This window comes from Acidovorax sp., from assembly GCF_046291265.1.
GTDB lineage: Bacteria > Pseudomonadota > Gammaproteobacteria > Burkholderiales > Burkholderiaceae_C > Acidovorax.
Map to the genome: position 1 here is coordinate 1 of NZ_JBKBTV010000059.1, position 16,049 is coordinate 16,049.

Annotated in this window: 15 protein-coding genes; 5 read left to right on the forward strand and 10 right to left on the reverse strand. The window is 63.8% G+C overall.

Annotated elements, in window-relative coordinates:
* Positions 1-405: EAL domain-containing protein (locus ACK41V_RS18640; protein WP_409784479.1), on the forward strand; the 405-nt coding region annotated here is incomplete at its 5' end.
* Positions 406-1,496: 1,091 nt separating this feature from the next.
* On the opposite strand, the gene ACK41V_RS18645 is transcribed toward ACK41V_RS18640, so the two are convergent.
* Positions 1,497-2,105 (reverse strand): Spy/CpxP family protein refolding chaperone, encoded by a 609-nt coding sequence (locus tag ACK41V_RS18645; protein ID WP_409784481.1) that lies wholly within the window; start codon positions 2,103-2,105, stop codon positions 1,497-1,499.
* 373 nt (positions 2,106-2,478) lie between these two features.
* Between ACK41V_RS18645 and ACK41V_RS18650 the strand changes: the two genes are divergently transcribed.
* Positions 2,479-3,549 carry a recombination-associated protein RdgC gene (locus tag ACK41V_RS18650; RefSeq protein WP_409784483.1) on the forward strand — a complete coding sequence of 357 codons (1,071 nt, stop codon included), beginning with the start codon at positions 2,479-2,481 and terminating at the stop codon, positions 3,547-3,549.
* Positions 3,550-3,649: 100 nt separating this feature from the next.
* On the forward strand, positions 3,650-3,982 hold the full coding sequence (locus tag ACK41V_RS18655) for a hypothetical protein (protein ID WP_409784485.1): 333 nt from the start codon (positions 3,650-3,652) through the stop codon (positions 3,980-3,982).
* Between the two features lie 152 nt (positions 3,983-4,134).
* Here ACK41V_RS18655 and ACK41V_RS18660 read toward each other — a convergent pair whose 3' ends face one another.
* The 7 genes from ACK41V_RS18660 to ACK41V_RS18690 all read right to left on the reverse strand — a co-directional run bounded on the left by ACK41V_RS18660 (position 4,135) and on the right by ACK41V_RS18690 (position 11,811).
* Positions 4,135-4,917, reverse strand: a complete 783-nt coding sequence (locus ACK41V_RS18660) for an enoyl-CoA hydratase/isomerase family protein (protein ID WP_409784487.1) — start codon at positions 4,915-4,917, stop codon at positions 4,135-4,137.
* A gap of 87 nt (positions 4,918-5,004) precedes the next feature.
* The gene (locus ACK41V_RS18665) at positions 5,005-6,819 is read right to left on the reverse strand and encodes an AMP-dependent synthetase/ligase (protein ID WP_409784488.1); all 1,815 of its coding nucleotides are present in this window, start codon (positions 6,817-6,819) and stop codon (positions 5,005-5,007) included.
* A 178-nt stretch (positions 6,820-6,997) separates the two neighbouring features.
* Entirely contained in the window at positions 6,998-7,816 is an 819-nt protein-coding gene (locus ACK41V_RS18670) for an ABC transporter ATP-binding protein (RefSeq protein WP_409784490.1), read from the reverse strand.
* A gap of 13 nt (positions 7,817-7,829) precedes the next feature.
* Positions 7,830-9,011 (reverse strand): ABC transporter substrate-binding protein, encoded by a 1,182-nt coding sequence (locus tag ACK41V_RS18675; protein WP_409784492.1) that lies wholly within the window; start codon positions 9,009-9,011, stop codon positions 7,830-7,832.
* A gap of 17 nt (positions 9,012-9,028) precedes the next feature.
* The gene (locus ACK41V_RS18680; RefSeq protein WP_409784494.1) at positions 9,029-10,066 is read right to left on the reverse strand and encodes a branched-chain amino acid ABC transporter permease; all 1,038 of its coding nucleotides are present in this window, start codon (positions 10,064-10,066) and stop codon (positions 9,029-9,031) included.
* Positions 10,067-10,069: 3 nt separating this feature from the next.
* Positions 10,070-10,951, reverse strand: coding sequence for a branched-chain amino acid ABC transporter permease (locus ACK41V_RS18685; protein ID WP_409784496.1), 882 nt, complete (start codon positions 10,949-10,951; stop codon positions 10,070-10,072).
* Complete coding sequence (locus ACK41V_RS18690) at positions 10,948-11,811, reverse strand: ABC transporter ATP-binding protein (RefSeq protein ID WP_409784498.1); 864 nt, start codon at positions 11,809-11,811, stop codon at positions 10,948-10,950. Before ACK41V_RS18690 ends, ACK41V_RS18685 begins: the two co-directional genes overlap by 4 nt.
* A 157-nt stretch (positions 11,812-11,968) precedes the next feature.
* Between ACK41V_RS18690 and ACK41V_RS18695 the strand changes: the two genes are divergently transcribed.
* Positions 11,969-12,772 (forward strand): TetR/AcrR family transcriptional regulator, encoded by an 804-nt coding sequence (locus ACK41V_RS18695; protein WP_409784500.1) that lies wholly within the window; start codon positions 11,969-11,971, stop codon positions 12,770-12,772.
* A 66-nt stretch (positions 12,773-12,838) separates the two neighbouring features.
* Here the strand turns inward: ACK41V_RS18695 and cueR are convergent, their stop codons facing one another.
* Both cueR and ACK41V_RS18705 read right to left on the reverse strand, forming a co-directional pair.
* The gene (gene cueR / locus ACK41V_RS18700; protein ID WP_409784502.1) at positions 12,839-13,309 is read right to left on the reverse strand and encodes a Cu(I)-responsive transcriptional regulator; all 471 of its coding nucleotides are present in this window, start codon (positions 13,307-13,309) and stop codon (positions 12,839-12,841) included.
* Positions 13,306-13,512 (reverse strand): heavy-metal-associated domain-containing protein, encoded by a 207-nt coding sequence (locus ACK41V_RS18705; RefSeq protein ID WP_409784504.1) that lies wholly within the window; start codon positions 13,510-13,512, stop codon positions 13,306-13,308. The genes cueR and ACK41V_RS18705 overlap by 4 nt, the downstream gene beginning before the upstream one ends.
* 167 nt (positions 13,513-13,679) lie before the next feature.
* On the opposite strand from ACK41V_RS18705, the gene ACK41V_RS18710 reads away from it, so the two are divergent.
* Positions 13,680-16,046: a heavy metal translocating P-type ATPase gene (locus tag ACK41V_RS18710; protein WP_409784505.1), complete on the forward strand. Its 2,367-nt coding sequence runs from the start codon at positions 13,680-13,682 to the stop codon at positions 16,044-16,046.
* The last annotated feature ends 3 nt before the right edge of the window (positions 16,047-16,049 follow it).

Here is a 16,049-nt window from a genome sequence, read left to right on the forward strand (position 1 = left end):
CAGCTCAAGCTGGAGCTGACCGAAAGCCTGCTGGTGGAAGACATGGAAACCACCATCGCCACCATGACGGCCCTGCGCTCCTATGGCGTGGGGTTTTCGCTGGACGACTTTGGCACGGGTTATTCGAGCCTGAGCTACCTCAAACGCATGCCGCTCGACCAGCTCAAGATCGACCAGAGTTTTGTGCGCGACCTGCTGACCGACCCCAACGACGCCGCGATTGTGGAAACCATCATCGGCCTGTCGCGCAACCTGGGCCTCGAAGTGATTGCCGAAGGGGTCGAGACGCCCGAGCAACGCGAGCTGCTGGCCCGCGCAGGGTGCCTGCTCTACCAGGGCTACCTCTTCAGCCGCCCCCTGTCCGTGGACCTTCTGGAGGCCTTCCTGCGCCCAGCGGCTGCTTAAGCGCCGGTCGATTCACGCCAGCGGGCGTTAAAGCGCCCCGATTGCTCACCTCCACCGCAGCCATTGCCTGCGGTTTTTTTTCGCCTGCACGGGCTCTGTGCCCAGTTGGTGAGGGCATGTCCCGGCACTTTGGTGCGGATTTGCTGGGCTCGCGCCGCCGCGCCACTGCTTTTCCTGTCTCTCCTGGCTCACGTTTGCACACCAATGGTCCGGCGCCCACCCAAAACTCCCACCCCCCAAAACCTCGCATTCAGGGCGCAGAAGTTTTCCTCTGTCTTCTTCTTATGTTTTCTATATATACATAGTCGTAGTAGTAGAGGGCCAGGTTTTGTGTGGACAACTGGCTTTTTGCCTTGTGCATCACGCACTTGCGCGCGCCAGAACCCTGTGCACCCATCCCTTTTGCCGCTGTCATCCCAACGGGGACAAAACCAGGTCGTTACCCTTTTCTGTGGATAACCCATGGGTTGTGCCAAAACTATCCCCAGTTTTACCCACCGGGGTGTTTTGCTGAAGAATTTTGATCAAAAATTGCCTCTAGCGCTTATCCATCAAGCGCTTATAGCTCATTTATTTATAGCAAATTTCTCAACAAGGCCACTGCTTGTGCGCACCTGTCCGTCATCTTGGGTGTCCTGTGCATGGTGGCAACTGTGCCCATTCCTTGAATTCAGCAACTGGTCGACGGCGCAATCGTCGACCGCCCATCGTCCACAGCCCGTTTTCCAGGCCCGGGTTTTGGGTTCTGGTTATTCTTCTATAGCTTTATATATATAAATAGCAGTAGTAGTAGAGCAGCCGTTTTTCTGTGGACAAGCCATTTTTGTTCAATGTTGGCGCGGGTTTACGTTGCTGCAAAGTATGTGTGGCGGCCTGCACAAAACGCGGGGCTCGCAGACAACAACTTTGGGCTTGGGCCTTTTTGTGTGGATAACTACCCGGTTGTGCCAGAACTGTCACCAGAGTTATCCACAAATCTCCCGCTTGCGGCTGGGAACCCGACGCAAAAAAGTCCGGAGTCCATCAAAGAACTCCGGGCCTGGGGGTTAAGCACTGGGTGAGGGTGCTTGTGGCTTGGCGTGTGGCTTGGTTTACTGGGCCGGTGCCGGTGCTGCCGGTTTGCCTTCGGCGCCACCGCGTTGTTTGCCGTGGTGGTGGCCATGGCGACCTTCACCGCCGCCTTCACCACGCTTCATGCCGCCCATGCGGTGACCGCCTCGGTGGGCCTTGGCATCAAACGTTTTTTGCTGCTCGGGCGTCAGGGCCGCGTAGAAGGTCTTGGTGACCTCGCCACGGCGGTCGGCCTCGGCGGCGTGCTGGGCACGCAGGGCCCGCATGCGGTCAATGCGCTCAGGGGTGGTCAGCTTGTGCATGTCTTTGCGGTCCAGGCGCGCGGTGCGCTCGCCGGGTTGCATGGACGTGGTGAAGCTGGTCCAGGCGGGTTCTTGCGCAGCGGTCAGCTTGAGATCGCTTTTGAGGGCCGCCAGGTGCTTGGCGCGGTGCTCGGCACGGTGGCCGTGGTGCTTGCCGCCGCCTTTGTGGCTGTGGTGGCGTTCACCGGCCTGGTGGCGGCTATCCTGGGCCGTGGCAGCCGCCGTGGGGGCGCTGGATGCGGCGGGGGGTTGCTGGGCCAGCACGGGCAGGGCCAGGGCGGCCAGAACAGCGGTGGCGGCAAAACGGCGGTGGAAATGGAAAGCCATGGTGTGAGTCCTTTCACAGGGGTTGAACAAACAACTCGCTAGAACGGTTGTCCCGGCGATTGAGAGTCAGTGTCCGCCCCGCATGTATCGCCGCCGTGCCTGTTGAATGTGGGTGTGTAAAGTTGTGACAAGAAGCTGTGGGTGTGCGGGCCAAATATTTTGATAAAAATGGCCTTTAGCGCTTATTGGATAAGCGCTTATAGCTACATAAATGATAGTGAATACAGTGCCTTGAGCTGCATCGAGTCACAGCGGCCACAGGGCCTTCGCTGGTGACCCCCGACAATGGCGTGTTCCGGGTCTGTCTGTTTGTCTGCGCACTGCAGCCCAGCCAGCCGCCCCCACCACCAACGACCCCAACAAAAGGTTTTCCGTGTTCAAGAACATGATCGTGTACCGCATTGCCCCGCAATGGCAGGTCGAACTGACGCAAGTAGAAGAAGCCCTGGCCAAGGTGCCTTTTCTGGAATGTGGCGCCACGCAAGAAAAATCCCTGGGTTGGGTGCCACCGCGCGGCGACCAACACGGCCCTTTGGCAGAGTCCGTCGGCGGCCAGTGGATCCTGCGCTTCATGGTCGAATCCAAGGTGTTGCCCGGCAGCGTGCTGGCCCGCCGCGTGAAGGAAAAGGCGGAACGCATCGAACAAGAAACCGGCCGCAAGCCCGGCAAGAAGGAAAGCAAGGAGCTCAAAGACGAGGCCAAGCTCGACCTGCTGCCCATGGCGTTCACCAAACAAGGGTCTATGTGGGTGTGGATCGACACCACATCGCGCCTGCTGGTGCTGGACACCTCCAGCCAGGGCCGCGCGGATGAGGTGGTGACCTTGCTGGTCGAAGCGTTGCCGGGGCTGTCGGTGTCCCTCATCAACACCCAGACCAGCCCGCAAGCCGCGATGTCGCACTGGCTCAAGGAACAAGAGCCGCCCGTGGGCTTCACGGTCGACCGAGAATGCGAACTCAAAAGCGCCAGCGAAGAAAAAGCCGTGGTCCGTTATGCCCGCCACCCGCTCGACATCGAAGAAGTGCAAGCCCACATCGATGCCGGCAAGCTGCCCACCAAGCTGGCCCTGACCTGGGACGACCGGGTGTCGTTCATGCTGACCGAAGGGCTGCAGATCAAGAAGGTGTCGTTTCTGGACACGGTGTTTGAAGGCACCAAGGCGGACGACGGCGGTTTTGACACCGATGTGGCGATTGCCACGGGTGAGCTGGTCAAGCTGATTCCCGACCTGATCGGGGCGCTGGGCGGCGAAGCGGAAAGCGGCGTGGCCAGCGCGGCGCAAGCGGTGGCTGCAGACGGTGTTGCCGCGCCCGGCGTGCCCAAGGTGCCTTCGACCGCCCCGTCCGTACCATCCGCCCCTGCGCGCAAGAGCGCTGGCGGTGGTGTGGTGACGGGGCCTAAAGAGGTGCCGGTGGATACAGATCCGGAGTCGGCACCGTTTTAATGGCTTTGAGGATGAAAGCCCGTGCGGTGGGGGTTGCGCCCGGGCCTGCTTTTTTTAAATGACCACACTCCTTCACATTGCCGCGTTCCTTGCAATCGCCGTGGGCATTGCCCATTCTTATCTTGGCGAGCGCTACATCCTTGCCCGGCTGTTCCGTCGTAACGATCTGCCAAAGCTTTTCGGGAGCACAGAATTTACGGCCCGCACGCTGCGGTTCGCTTGGCACATCACTACCGTGGCGTGGTGGGGCTTCGCGGCGATTCTTTTCTTGCTGGCCCAGCAGGCGGTTTCGTTTCAGCGACTGTCGCTGGTGGTTGCCATCACGTTTTTGTTGACGGCCGCCATCACCGCGGCCATATCACGCGGCAGGCATCTGGCATGGCCCGTGTTTCTGTTCATTGGATGTGCCGCCCTGTATGCGGCAACCACCTGACGCCGCATGTTGGTTGTGGGGTGGCGTTACACCGGCTCTAACACCACTGCCACCCCCAATACATATCGCCACCAGCGCGGAAGGCCCGCCCGTGCAGTGTTGAATGAATGAACAAGTGAAAAGACAGGGATAGCGGAAGGGGGCGGGGGCGTTCAGCGCCCGGCAAAGTGCGCGGGTTGGCGCTGGTGAAAAGCCTCCACCCCCGCACGAAAGTCCTCGGTGTCCGCGCAGCGCACAAAGGCTTCTTTCTCCGCAGCCAGCTGCTCGGGCAGGGTGCGGTCCATCGACTCGCGCATCAGCCGCTTCATGGCGCCGTAGGCCACGGTGGGCCCGGCGGCCAAGCGCTGGGCCAGGGCGGCGGTGGCCGTCTCCAGTTCGGCTGCAGGCACCACGCGGTTGACGAGCCCCAGGCGCAGCGCATCGTCGGCGGTGAAGGCTTCGCCCAGCAGCGCAATCTCCAGCGCCTTGCGCAGGCCCACCACGCGGGGCAGCGCCCACGATGCGCCCACGTCGCAGCTGGTGCCCAGGTTGATATAGGCCAGGTTCAGGCGGGTGCCTTCGGCCATCAGGACGTAGTCGGCCATGAGCAGCAGGCTCAGGCCCGCGCCCGCCGCCACGCCGTGCACCTGGGCGATGACGGGTGCGTTCATCTGTGCCAGCAGGGGCAGCGCGGCGTTCAGGGGGGTGAGGATGTCGATGGCCCCCTGCACCGGGTTGGCCCGCAAGGTGGCCAGGTCGCCACCCGCCATGAAGCCCTTGCCATTGCCACACAGCACCACGGCGCGTACACCGGGGTCGGCGGCGATGGTCTGCACGGCGGCGAGGAAGGCGTTGGCCATGGGCACGTCGATGGCGTTGAGGGCCTCGGGCCGATTGAAGCGCAGGGTGGCGATGGGGCCGTCGCGCTCCAGCAGCAGGGGGGCGGTGTTATTCATGTCAAATTGGCCTCTAGCGCTTATTGTTAAAGCGCTGATAGCTCCTGTTTTGATAGCGATCTGATCGGAGAATGGTGAACCCGAGAGCTAGAGATACAGCGCCTCGATCTCGGCCGCATACGTCTTGTAAATGCTCGAGCGGCGCACCTTCATCGTGGCGGTCACTTCGCCGTCGTCATGGTCCAGCTCTTTGGTGAGCAGGTGGAACTTGCGGATCTGCGACACCTGCGCCAGGCGCTGGTTGCCGGTGTTGATTTCGGTGTCGATAAGGCTGCGTACCTCGGGGTGCTCCACCAGCGAGCGAAAGTGCGTGAACGGAATGCGCCGCGCTTCGGCCCATTTGCCCACGGTCTCGTAGTCGATCATCACCAACGCACCGACGAATTTGCGGGCCTCGGCCACGATGACACATTCCTTGATGAAGGGGCTGCCCTTCATCGTGTTCTCGATCTCGGACGGCGTGAGGTTCTTGCCGCCCGCGGTGATCATGATGTCCTTCAAGCGGTCCACGATTTTGATCTGGCCGTCCACCAGGCGCACCACGTCGCCGGTGTGCAGCCAGCCATCCACAATGCTCGTGGCCGTGGCCTCGGGGTTCTTGTAGTAGCCCGCAAACACCATGTCGCCCTTGATCTGGAACTCGCCGCCCAGCTCGCCGTCATTCTTGGCAATGCGCCATTCCACGCCGCTCGTGGGCACGCCCACGGTGCCCACCACCACGTCCTGGAGCCGGTGGCCGGTGACCATGCCGGTGGATTCGGTCAGGCCGTAGACCTCGACCAGCGGCACGCCCAGCACGCGAAAGAATCGCACCACGTCAGGCGGGATGGGTGCGGCGCCGGTGAGCGCCACCTGGGCTTCGCGCAGGCCGATGAAGTTTTGCAGCGCACGGAACACCAGCCAGTAGCAGGCGGTGTAGGTGAACATGTCGCCGATGCTCCAGCGCGCGCGGGGTTTCTCAGCCAGCGGCTGGCAGGCTTTGTAGGCCGTGTGAAAGAGTGCGCGGCGCAGGCCTCCGGTCTCCTGCAGCTTGATGCTGATGGCGGCGTGCATCTTTTCCCAGATGCGTGGCACGCCGAGGAACATGGTGGGTGCGACTTCGCGCAGGTCTTCCTGCACGGTGCGGATGGATTCACCAAAGTTCACCTGCGAACCCACGTACACGGGCACAAAGCTGGTCAGCATCTGCTCGGCCACGTGGCACAGCGGCAGGTACGACAGGTGCGTGGTATCTGCGTTCAGCCCCAGCCGGTCCACGATGCCGGGCACCACACCCCGGATGTTGCGGTACGAAATCATCGCGCCCTTGGGCTTGCCGGTGGAGCCCGAGGTGTAGATCATCAAGCCCACGTCATGGAGCGTCTGGCGCGCCAGGGCATCGTCGATGACCGCCTGCTGGCCCGATGCCGCGCCCAGTTGTTCCACCTCGTCAAAGGTGGCGATGAACTGCCGCACCTCAGGTGCAAAGCTGCGCAGGCCCTTGGTTTCCATGACCACGATCTTTTTGAGGCGCGGCAGTTCGGGCAGCGCGGCCAGCAGCTTGTCGGTCTGTTCCTGGTCTTCGCAGACCATGATCTCGATGTCGGCATGGCCCACCACATAGGCCACTTCGTTGGTGGGGCTGGTGGGGTACACGCCCACGGTCACCGCGCCCACCAGGCCTGCGCCCATCTGGGCCAGCACCCATTCGATGCGGTTCTCGGAGATCACGCCCACATGTCCGCCTGTAGGCAGGCCCAGCGCCTTGAGGCCCAGGCCGAAGTGGCTGGCGCGCTCGTAGTAGCGCGCCCAGGTAAAGGGCTTCCAGATGCCGAAGTCCTTTTGCCGGATGGCGATGCGCTGCGCGTCGGTGCGCGCGCGTTCGCGCAGCATCTGGGGTAGGGTGAGGTCGGAGAGATTCATGTCAGTCGTCCATGGCGCAACGCGCCGCCCAAAGCCGGTGAGATGGGCCGATGTGGCTCCCTCGCCCCTCGTGGGAGAGGGCCGGGGAGAGAGAGTGGTCGATGCGGGCGCAGCGCCGGTTGCCGCCCCCTCTCCCCACCCCCTCTCCCGCGAGGGGCGAGGGGCTCGTGGATCCGGCTCATGACAACCAACGCTTTCTGCGCTTGTAGTGTTTGATGTCCTTGAAGCTTTTCGCTTCGCCACCACCACCCATGCCCAAGTAGAACTCCCGCACATCGGGGTCGTTGGCTAGGCGTTCGGCCGTGCCGTCGATCACGATCTTGCCGTTCTCCATGATGTAGCCCCGGTGCGCCACGGCCAGGGCCACGGTGGCGTTCTGCTCGACCAGCAGCATGCTGGTGCCACGCTCGGTGTTGATGCGCGCGATGATGGTGAAGATGTCCTCCACCAGCTTCGGGGACAGGCCCAGCGAGGGCTCGTCGAGCAGGATGAGCTGCGGCTGCGCGATGAGCGCACGGCCGATGGCCAGCATCTGCTGCTCACCGCCAGACAGATACCCCGCCAGGCCCTTGCGCCGCTCGTGCAGGCGCGGGAAGTAGCTGTAGACCAGGTCGAAGTCAGGCGTCGCACCCTTGCGACCGGTGAGCGCGTAGGTGGCGGCCACCAGGTTCTCTTCGACCGTGAGGTCTTCAAACACGCGGCGGCCTTCCATGACATGGCTCAGGCCGTGGCGCACAAGCTGCTGCGGCGCGAGCGCCGCCGTGGGCTGGCCGTTGAAGTGGATGCTGCCGCTCTCCACCGTGCCGTCCTCCAGCGCCAGCAGACCCGACACCGCCTTGAGCGTGGTCGATTTGCCCGCCCCGTTGCTGCCCAGCAGCGCGACGATCTGCCCACGTGGCACGGCCAGCGACAGGCCGCGCAGTGCCTGCACCACCTTGTTGTAGATGACCTCGATGTTGTTGACTTCGAGGACGTTGGCCGGGGTTGGCTGGGTCATGGCACAGGCAGGGTCAGAGCTTGATCCAGTCGGAGGCGGCGACCATTTTTTGCGCCTTCATGTCGGCGCGATAAACGCGGCCCACGGGAATCGAGTTGCCGCTGATGGTGATTGGCACGCCGATCAAACCGCCCGTGTCGAAGTCCTTGATGCTGTTGAGCGCGGCCTTGAGGTTTTTGCCGTCGAGGGGTTTGCCCGCATCCAGCGTGCGCTTGGCCGCCTCGGTGAACAACATGGCGGCGAGGAAGCCCTGGATGTAGGCCGTGCTCTGGTACTCCGGCCGCAGCGCGCGGATCTTCTCCAGCATGGGCGCCTTCTCTGTGTCGTAGTAGTAGCGGTAGGGCATCACGCCCATGAAGCCGTCGCCGTCCGGGCCCATCTTCATCACGGTGGAGCTGTCCATGGTCCAGAAGGTACCCATCCACTTGCTGGTCATGCCCTGCTGCTTGCCCTGGGTGATGAACTCAGGGATGGGTGCCAGGATGTAGCCGTGGAAGATGGTGTAGTCGGGCGCTGCGCGGCGCAGCTTGATGACCTCGCCCGACACATCCACGCTGCCTGCGGGCGTCATGATCTTGACCGGCACCGACAGGCCGAGCGCCTTCGCTGCGGCTTCGCTTTTCTCAATCGGGTCGCGGCCGAATTCGGAGTCCGAATACACGAAGGCCACCTTGGCACCTGGCTTTTCCTTGGCAATGTGCTTGAGCAGGATGCCGAACATCTCCGTGTAGTCGGGGCCCACGAGGAACTGGTTCGGGTACTTGACGGGGTCGTTGAGTTCGGATGCAAACGACGCCCCGGCCATCAGCGTGGTGCCCGCGCGGTCCAGTTCAGGGTTGATGGTTTTGGAAAAGCCCGTGGAGTCGCCGTAGTACAGGTTCACCTTGTTCTGGCTGGTGATCTTCTTGTAGGCCGCCACCGAGACGTCGACCTTGTAGCCCGTGTCTTCAGGCACGTACTTGAGCTTGCGGCCCTTGATGCCGCCCGCGTCGTTGACCATCTTCACGTAGTCGCCAATGCCCGCGTTGATGCCCACGCCTGCAAAGGCAAACACTCCGGTGAGCGGGATGGAGCCGCCGATGACGATGTCTTCAGCGCCTTGAGCGAGCACCGACAGCGGGCTGGTGAGTGCGGCCGCGCCTGCGACACCGAGCAAGAGGTTGCGGCGCTGAATGGAAGTGCGTTGTGTATCCATGGTTGTCTCCTGTTGATTTAGTTTCTGAAAGGCCAGAGATGGAAGAAACGGCGGATTCGCCGCCACACTTCGGCCAGGCCATGGGGCTCGAAGACGAGAAAACCGATGATGAGCAGACCAAAGATCACGGTGCGCACGGGAGAGAGGAACACCGTCAGCTCGTTGCCCCCCGGCAGCAGGCCCACCACCAGCTTGAGCAGCTCGGGCACCATGGTCATGAACACGGCACCCAGGATGCCGCCCAGAATGGAGCCCATGCCGCCGACGATGATGGCTGCGAGGAAGAAGATGGACATGAGCAGCGGAAAACTTTCGGGCGTGACCACCCGAAAGAAGTACGCCCACAGCCCGCCCGCCACGCCTGCATAGAACGACGACAGGCCAAACGACAGCAGCTTGTAGCGCAGCAACGGAATGCCCAGCACCTCGGCGGAAATATCGCGGTCGCGGATGGCGATAAAGGCGCGGCCCACGCGCGTGCGAAACAGGTTGGCCGCGCCCAGCAGCATGAGGATCGTGACGGGCACGATGAGCCAGTACAGGTGGAACGAGGTCTCCAGCGACATGCCAAACAGCTTGGCAGGTGGCACGCTGAGCCCGCCGGTGCCGCCGGTAAACTTCCAGTTGGCAAAGATGAAGTGCGCGATGAACGATGCGGCAATGGTGGCAATGGCCAGATACAGCCCTTTGACGCGCAGCGAGGGGATGCCCACGATGAGCCCGCCCAGCATGGCGACGAAGCCGCCCGCCAGCAGGTTCAGGATGAACGGTGTGCCCACACGTGTTTCCAGCACGGCCACGGTGTAGGCCCCCAGGCCCATGAAGGCGGCTTGGCCCAGGCTCACCAGCCCCGTGTAGCCCGTGAGGATGTTGAGCCCCGTGGCACTGGCCACGTTGATGCTGACGAGGCAGGCCAGGTAGAGCCAGTAGTCGCTGGCCATGAACGGGAACAGCACCAGCAGCGCGGCGCCCACGGCCAGCCACACCTTCTGCGTGCGCGAGTCGAACACCGCGGCGTCGGCGATGTAGGTTTCTTTGAGGGTTCCGATGCGCATGCTCTAGAGCCTTTCGATCTCGTGCGTGCCAAACAGACCGTAGGGACGGACGAGAAGCACCGCAACCAGCACGATGAACGTGGCCAGCAGCTTGTATTCGCCGCCCAGGTAGGCCCCAGCCAGCGCCTCGATGAGGCCGATGAGAATCCCGCCGACGAGCGCGCCCAGCACGCTGTCGAGCCCGCCCACGATGACCACCACCAGCACCGACAGACCGAACACGCCCATGCTCGACGAAATGCCACCAATCGAGCCCACGATGATCCCGGAGATGGCTGCAAGCATGGCCGACGCCACCCAGGCCAGCGAGAACACACGCGGCACATTGATGCCCACCGAGTACGCGGCGGCCTGGTCGCTGGCCGTGGCGCGCAGGGCCACGCCACCGCGCCAGAAGCGGAACACCAGCAGCACGGCGGCGATGAATACCACGGCAATCACTGCACCCCAAAACACCTTGGGTGCAAGGAAGGCGTCGCCGACCATGATGGGCTGGCTCGGCATGAAGTCAGGCAGGCGCCGCTGGTCGGCCGTCCAGATCATCTCGACCAGCCCGACCAGTACGGAGGCCAGGCCCACGGTAACCATGAACACGGAGATGGGTGGCTCGCCCAGCAGTGGCCGGATCATGGTGCGCTCGATCACCGCGCCCAGCAGGCCCGTGCCCAGTACCGCAGCCGGAATGGCTAGCCACAGCGGCAGCGCAAACGTGGCGGCAAAGGTGAAGAACAGGTAGGCGCCCACCATGAGCATCTCGCCAATGGCGATGTTCACCACCCGCGTGGCCTTGTAGACCATGACGAACGCCAGCGCGGCCAGCGCATAGAGGCCGCCGCCTGCGATGCCGGTCAGGCTGATTTCAAACAGGTAGGCCCAATCCATCATGTGGCTCCCTGTGGGGTTGTTGGGTTGCCACTGGCCCGCAGCTTGGCGCGCAGGTCGCCCACGTCCCCGGCGCCCAGGTAGGCACGGATGACTTCGGGATCTGCCTGCACCGCAGCGGGTGTGCCCTGCGCGATGACCTGGCCGAAGTTGAGCACCACCACGTGGTCCGACAGGTCCATCACCATGCCCATGTCGTGCTCGACCATGAGCACCGTCACGCCCCATTCCTCGCGCACGTCCAGGATGAAGCGCGCCATGTCTTCGGTCTCTTCGCGGTTCATGCCGGCTACGGGCTCGTCCAGCATCAGGATCTGCGGCTGCATGGCCAGTGCGCGGGCCATCTCCACGCGTTTTTGCAAGCCGTAGGGCAGGGCCGAGACGGGCGCGTGGCGGATGTGGTCGATTTCGAGGAAGTCGATGATGCGCTCCTCGATGTCGCGGCGCAGCTCGGCCTCTTCGCGGCGGGCGCGGCCCAGGTAGAACAGCGCGTCGAGCACATTGGTCTTGAGGTGCGCGTGGCGACCCAGCTTGATGTTGTCGAGCACCGTCATGCCGCGAAACAGCGCGATGTTCTGAAAGCTGCGTCCCAGGCCCAGCTTGGCGCGCTGCGGCGCCGGAATGCGCGTGATGTCCTGCCCCTGAAAACGGATGGAGCCCTGGCTGGGCCGGTAAAAGCCCGAGATGGTGTTGAACAAAGAGGTCTTGCCCGCACCGTTGGGCCCGATGACTGCAGTGATGGAGCCGGGCAACACGTCAAAACCCACGCCGGTGAGCGCCTTGACGCCACCAAACGCCAAGGTCACGCCGTTGACCTGAAGCAGGGGCGACGCAGCGGGGGTGCCGAAAGGGGTTGTCTCCATTGGCTTTCTAATACGGGTTGATTCGCAGCTTCTGACCAGAAATTTCTCGCAAACCCTGCCGAAATTTCCTACTTGTGCGTAAACTGTTTACTCGTGAGTAGATTCTGGAAGCCGCCACCCCATTCAGCATCCGTACTTTCCCGAGGAATCGCCCCCCATGCCCAATGCCACAGCGGCATCGTCCCGACGCAGCGCCCCGCGAGCGGCGCCAGCGCGTCCCTCTGCAGACCAGGCCCCAGAGCTTGAAACCCTCAGCGCCTCGCCCTGGGCGCCCGCATCCCACCGTGAACAGCAGCGCGAGGCCAAGCGCAACGCCGTGCTGCAGGCAGCGGCCCAGCTGTTCAACGAGCGCGGTTTTCATGCCACTTCGCTCGACGACATTGCCGCGCGCCTGAACGTGACCAAGCCCACGCTGTACTACTACGTGAAGAACAAGGACGAGATCCTGTTGCAGTGCGTGAGCAAGGGGCTGGAGATGATGCTTGACGGCATCGACGCGTCGCGCGCAGCGGGCGGCAAGGCCATCGACCAGCTCATGACCTGCATGCAGGTGTATGCGCGCATCGTCACGCAGGACTTTGGCATGTGCCTGATCCGCGTGGGCGACGAGCAGTTGCCGCCCGAGAGCCGCAAGGAGCTTCGGCGTCTGAAGTCCGCCATCGACCAGGAGTTTCGCCGCTTGGTGGCCGAGGGCGTGGCAGAAGGGTCGCTGCAGCCCTGCGACCCGAAGATGACGGCATTTGTGATTGCGGGGGCACTGAGCTGGATCGGCCGCTGGTACCAGCCCGGCGGCGAATACACGCCCGAGCAGGTAGCGCAGCAGTGCATTGCGACGCTGTGTGACGGGGTGCTGCGGCGTTCGGCGGACGTCACTGCGCTTGGCGCCGCTGCCGTGCTTGCGCCCAAACGCAAGGCGGCGAGCAGCAAAGCCAAGACCGCTGTCCTGTCCAGAGAGGGCTGATGAGCCTGACGGGACCAGAATTCAAGCCAAATTGGCACCTGGCGCTTGATGTGTAAGCACTAACAGCTATTGATTTGGTAGCGTTTTGCGCGATGCCTTGGGGGCGTTGTGTTCTGCTTGCCCTGCCGCCAGGTCATCCAATATCGGGCAATCCGGCCGGTCATTGCCCTTGCAGCAGGACACCAGGGTTTGCAGGCTGCGCTGCATCGCCTGCATGGCGGCAATGCGTTCGCTCAGGTCCTCAATATGCGCCTGCGCGATGCGCTTGACCTGGCTGCTGGCGCGGCTGCGGTCGTGCCACAGGCCCAGCAGTTCGGCGATTTCTTCCATCGAGAAACCGAGGTCGCGGCTGCGGCGGATGAAGTGCAGGGCGTGCACGTCGGCCTCGGTGTACTGGCGGTAGCCGCTGTCCGTGCGCGCCACGCCGCAGATGAGGCCCAGCGATTCGTAGTGCCGCACCATGCGCGCCGAGATGCCCGCGCGCCGGGCGGCGGTGCCGATGGGCACGGGCCAGGAGGTGGCGGGGGCCTTGGTCATGCCGCGACGGCGTAGCCTTCTTCGGTGATCGCGGCGGCCAGGGTTTCGCGCGGTGCGGTGCTGTCCACGTCCACCTTGCCGCTGGCGCGGTCGATGCGCACCTGGGCGTTGGGGTCGATCTGTTGCACGGCCTGGGTGACGGCGCGTTCGCAGTGGCCGCAGGTCATGCCTTGAACTTGGAAAGTCGTGGTGGTGGTCGCCATGGGGTGTCCTTGAAGTGGTTTGGAAGAGGGCCGTTGCATCGACCGAAACGAATGGTGAAGCTTGACATCGTGGCAGAGTCAACGGGCCTCCAAGACACTCATCATGTGAGGGTTGATCAATATCAATGCTTGACCTTGCCATCACGTCAAGGATCAGCATCTCTGCCATGAACACCATCACCACAACCCCCATCACCCCGTCCGAGTCCGTTCACTCGCTGGACCTTGGCATCTCTGGCATGACCTGCGCCAGCTGCGTGGGCCGCGTGGAGCGCGCGCTGCGCAAGGTGCCGGGCGTGCAGGAGGCGTCGGTCAACTTGGCGACCGAGTCCGCGCGCATTGCCTTTGCCACCAGCATGGGCGCCGATGCCGCTGCCATGGAGGCACTGCTGCGCCGTGCGGTGCGCAATGCGGGTTACGAGCCGCGTGCTGCCGGGCAGGAGGACGCACAAGAAGATGCATCGCCCTGGGCTGGTTTTATGCCGGTGGGCATTGGCCTGCTGCTGTCGGCGCCGCTGGTGTTGCCCATGATGCTTGGCGTCATTCCTGGTCCTTTGGGCGACCTGTTCGGCCAGCACTGGATGTTGCCCGCCTGGGTGCAGTTTGTGTTGGCCACGCCGGTGCAGTTCATTCTGGGCGCGCGGTTTTACAAGGCGGGCTGGCATGCGGCCAAGGCGTTGTCGGGCAACATGGATTTGCTGGTGGCGTTGGGCACGAGTGCGGGCTGGGGGCTGTCGGTGTGGCTGTGGCTCACAGCCCATGAAGGACATGCGCCGCACCTGTACTTTGAGGCGTCGGCCGTCGTCGTCACCCTGGTGCTGCTGGGCAAGTGGCTGGAGGCGCGTGCCAAGCGGCAGACCACGGCGGCCATCCGCGCGCTGCATGCGCTGCGGCCTGATGTGGTGCACCTGCTCGGCAAAGACGGCGAGGTGGATGTGCCCGTGGCGGAGGTGCTGGTGGGCGACCGGCTGGTAGTACGGCCGGGTGAACGTTTCCCGGTGGACGGCACCGTGCATGAGGGCCACACGCAGGTGGACGAATCCATGCTGACGGGTGAACCCTTGCCGGTGGCCCGCGATGTGGGTGCAGCGCTCACGGGCGGATCCATCAACGGTGATGGCCGCATCGTGATGGAAGTGACGGCCGTGGGGGCCGAGACAGTGTTGGCCCACATCATCCGGCTGGTGGAAGATGCCCAGGCGGCCAAGGCCCCGATTCAGCGGCTGGTGGACCAGGTGTCTGCCGTGTTCGTGCCCGTGGTGCTGGTGGTGGCGCTGGTCACGCTGATGGGCTGGCTGTGGATGGGCGTGGGCATGGAGGCCGCACTGATCCACGCCGTGGCCGTGATGGTGATTGCCTGCCCCTGCGCGCTGGGGCTGGCCACACCGGCGGCCATCATGGCGGGCACGGGCGTGGCGGCGAAGAACGGCATTTTGATCAAGGATGTACAGGCGCTGGAGCTGGCCCACAAGGTGGATGTGGTGGCCTTTGACAAGACCGGCACGCTAACGGTGGGCCAGCCTCGGCTGACAGCGTTTGAGGTGGTGCCTGGGCTGGACGAGGCGGCAGTGATGGCGGCCGTGGCCGCCGTGCAAAGCGGCAGCGAACACCCGCTGGCCCGTGCAGTAGTGTCGGCTGCGGGCGAGCGGCAGATCCGCGTGGCGACGGCACAGGACGTGTGCGCCGTGCCCGGGCGTGGCGCTGAAGGCGAAGTGGACGGCCAGAGCACCCTGGTGGGCAGCTTGCGCTGGATGCAGGAGCTGGGGGTAAAAGAACTGCAAGAGGGGCCGCTGGCTGAGCGTGCCCAGGCGCTGCAGGCCGAAGGCGCCACAGTGTCGGCGGTGGCGCATCGTACTGCACAGGGTTTGCAACTGCAGGCGCTGATGGCGTTTGGTGACGAGCCCAAGCCCGGCGCGCGCGAGGCGCTGGCGGCGTTGAAGGCGCGTGGCATCCGCACGGTGATGATCTCGGGCGACAACCGGGGCGCTGCAGAGGCCATGGCCCGACGACTGGGGCTGGACCCCGACGCGGGCGAGGTGATGGCCGAGGTGCTGCCGGGCGACAAGGCTGCCAAGGTCGTGGCATTGCAACAGGGCGCTGACGGTAAGCGCCATGAGCGCCGCCGGGCCGCCCCAAGGCGCGAAGGCCCCCTTGGGGGGCAGCGACCCAGCGCAGCGGCGGAGCGTGGGGGCCATTTTGTCGCGATGGTAGGCGACGGCGTTAACGATGCTCCGGCGCTGGCTGCCGCCGATGTGGGCATGGCCATGGGCAACGGCACCGATGTGGCCATGCACGCGGCGGGCGTCACGTTGATGCGCGGCGACCCGATGCTGGTGGCCGCAGCGCTCGACATTTCGCACCGCACGGTGATGAAAATTCGGCAGAACCTGTTCTGGGCCTTTGCGTACAACGTGGCGGGCATTCCACTGGCGGCGATGGGCTACCTCAGCCCGGTGGTGGCGGGGGCGGCCATGGCGCTGAGTTCGGTCAGCGTGATGGCGAATGCCCTCTTACTCAAGCGGTGGCGCATGTGATAA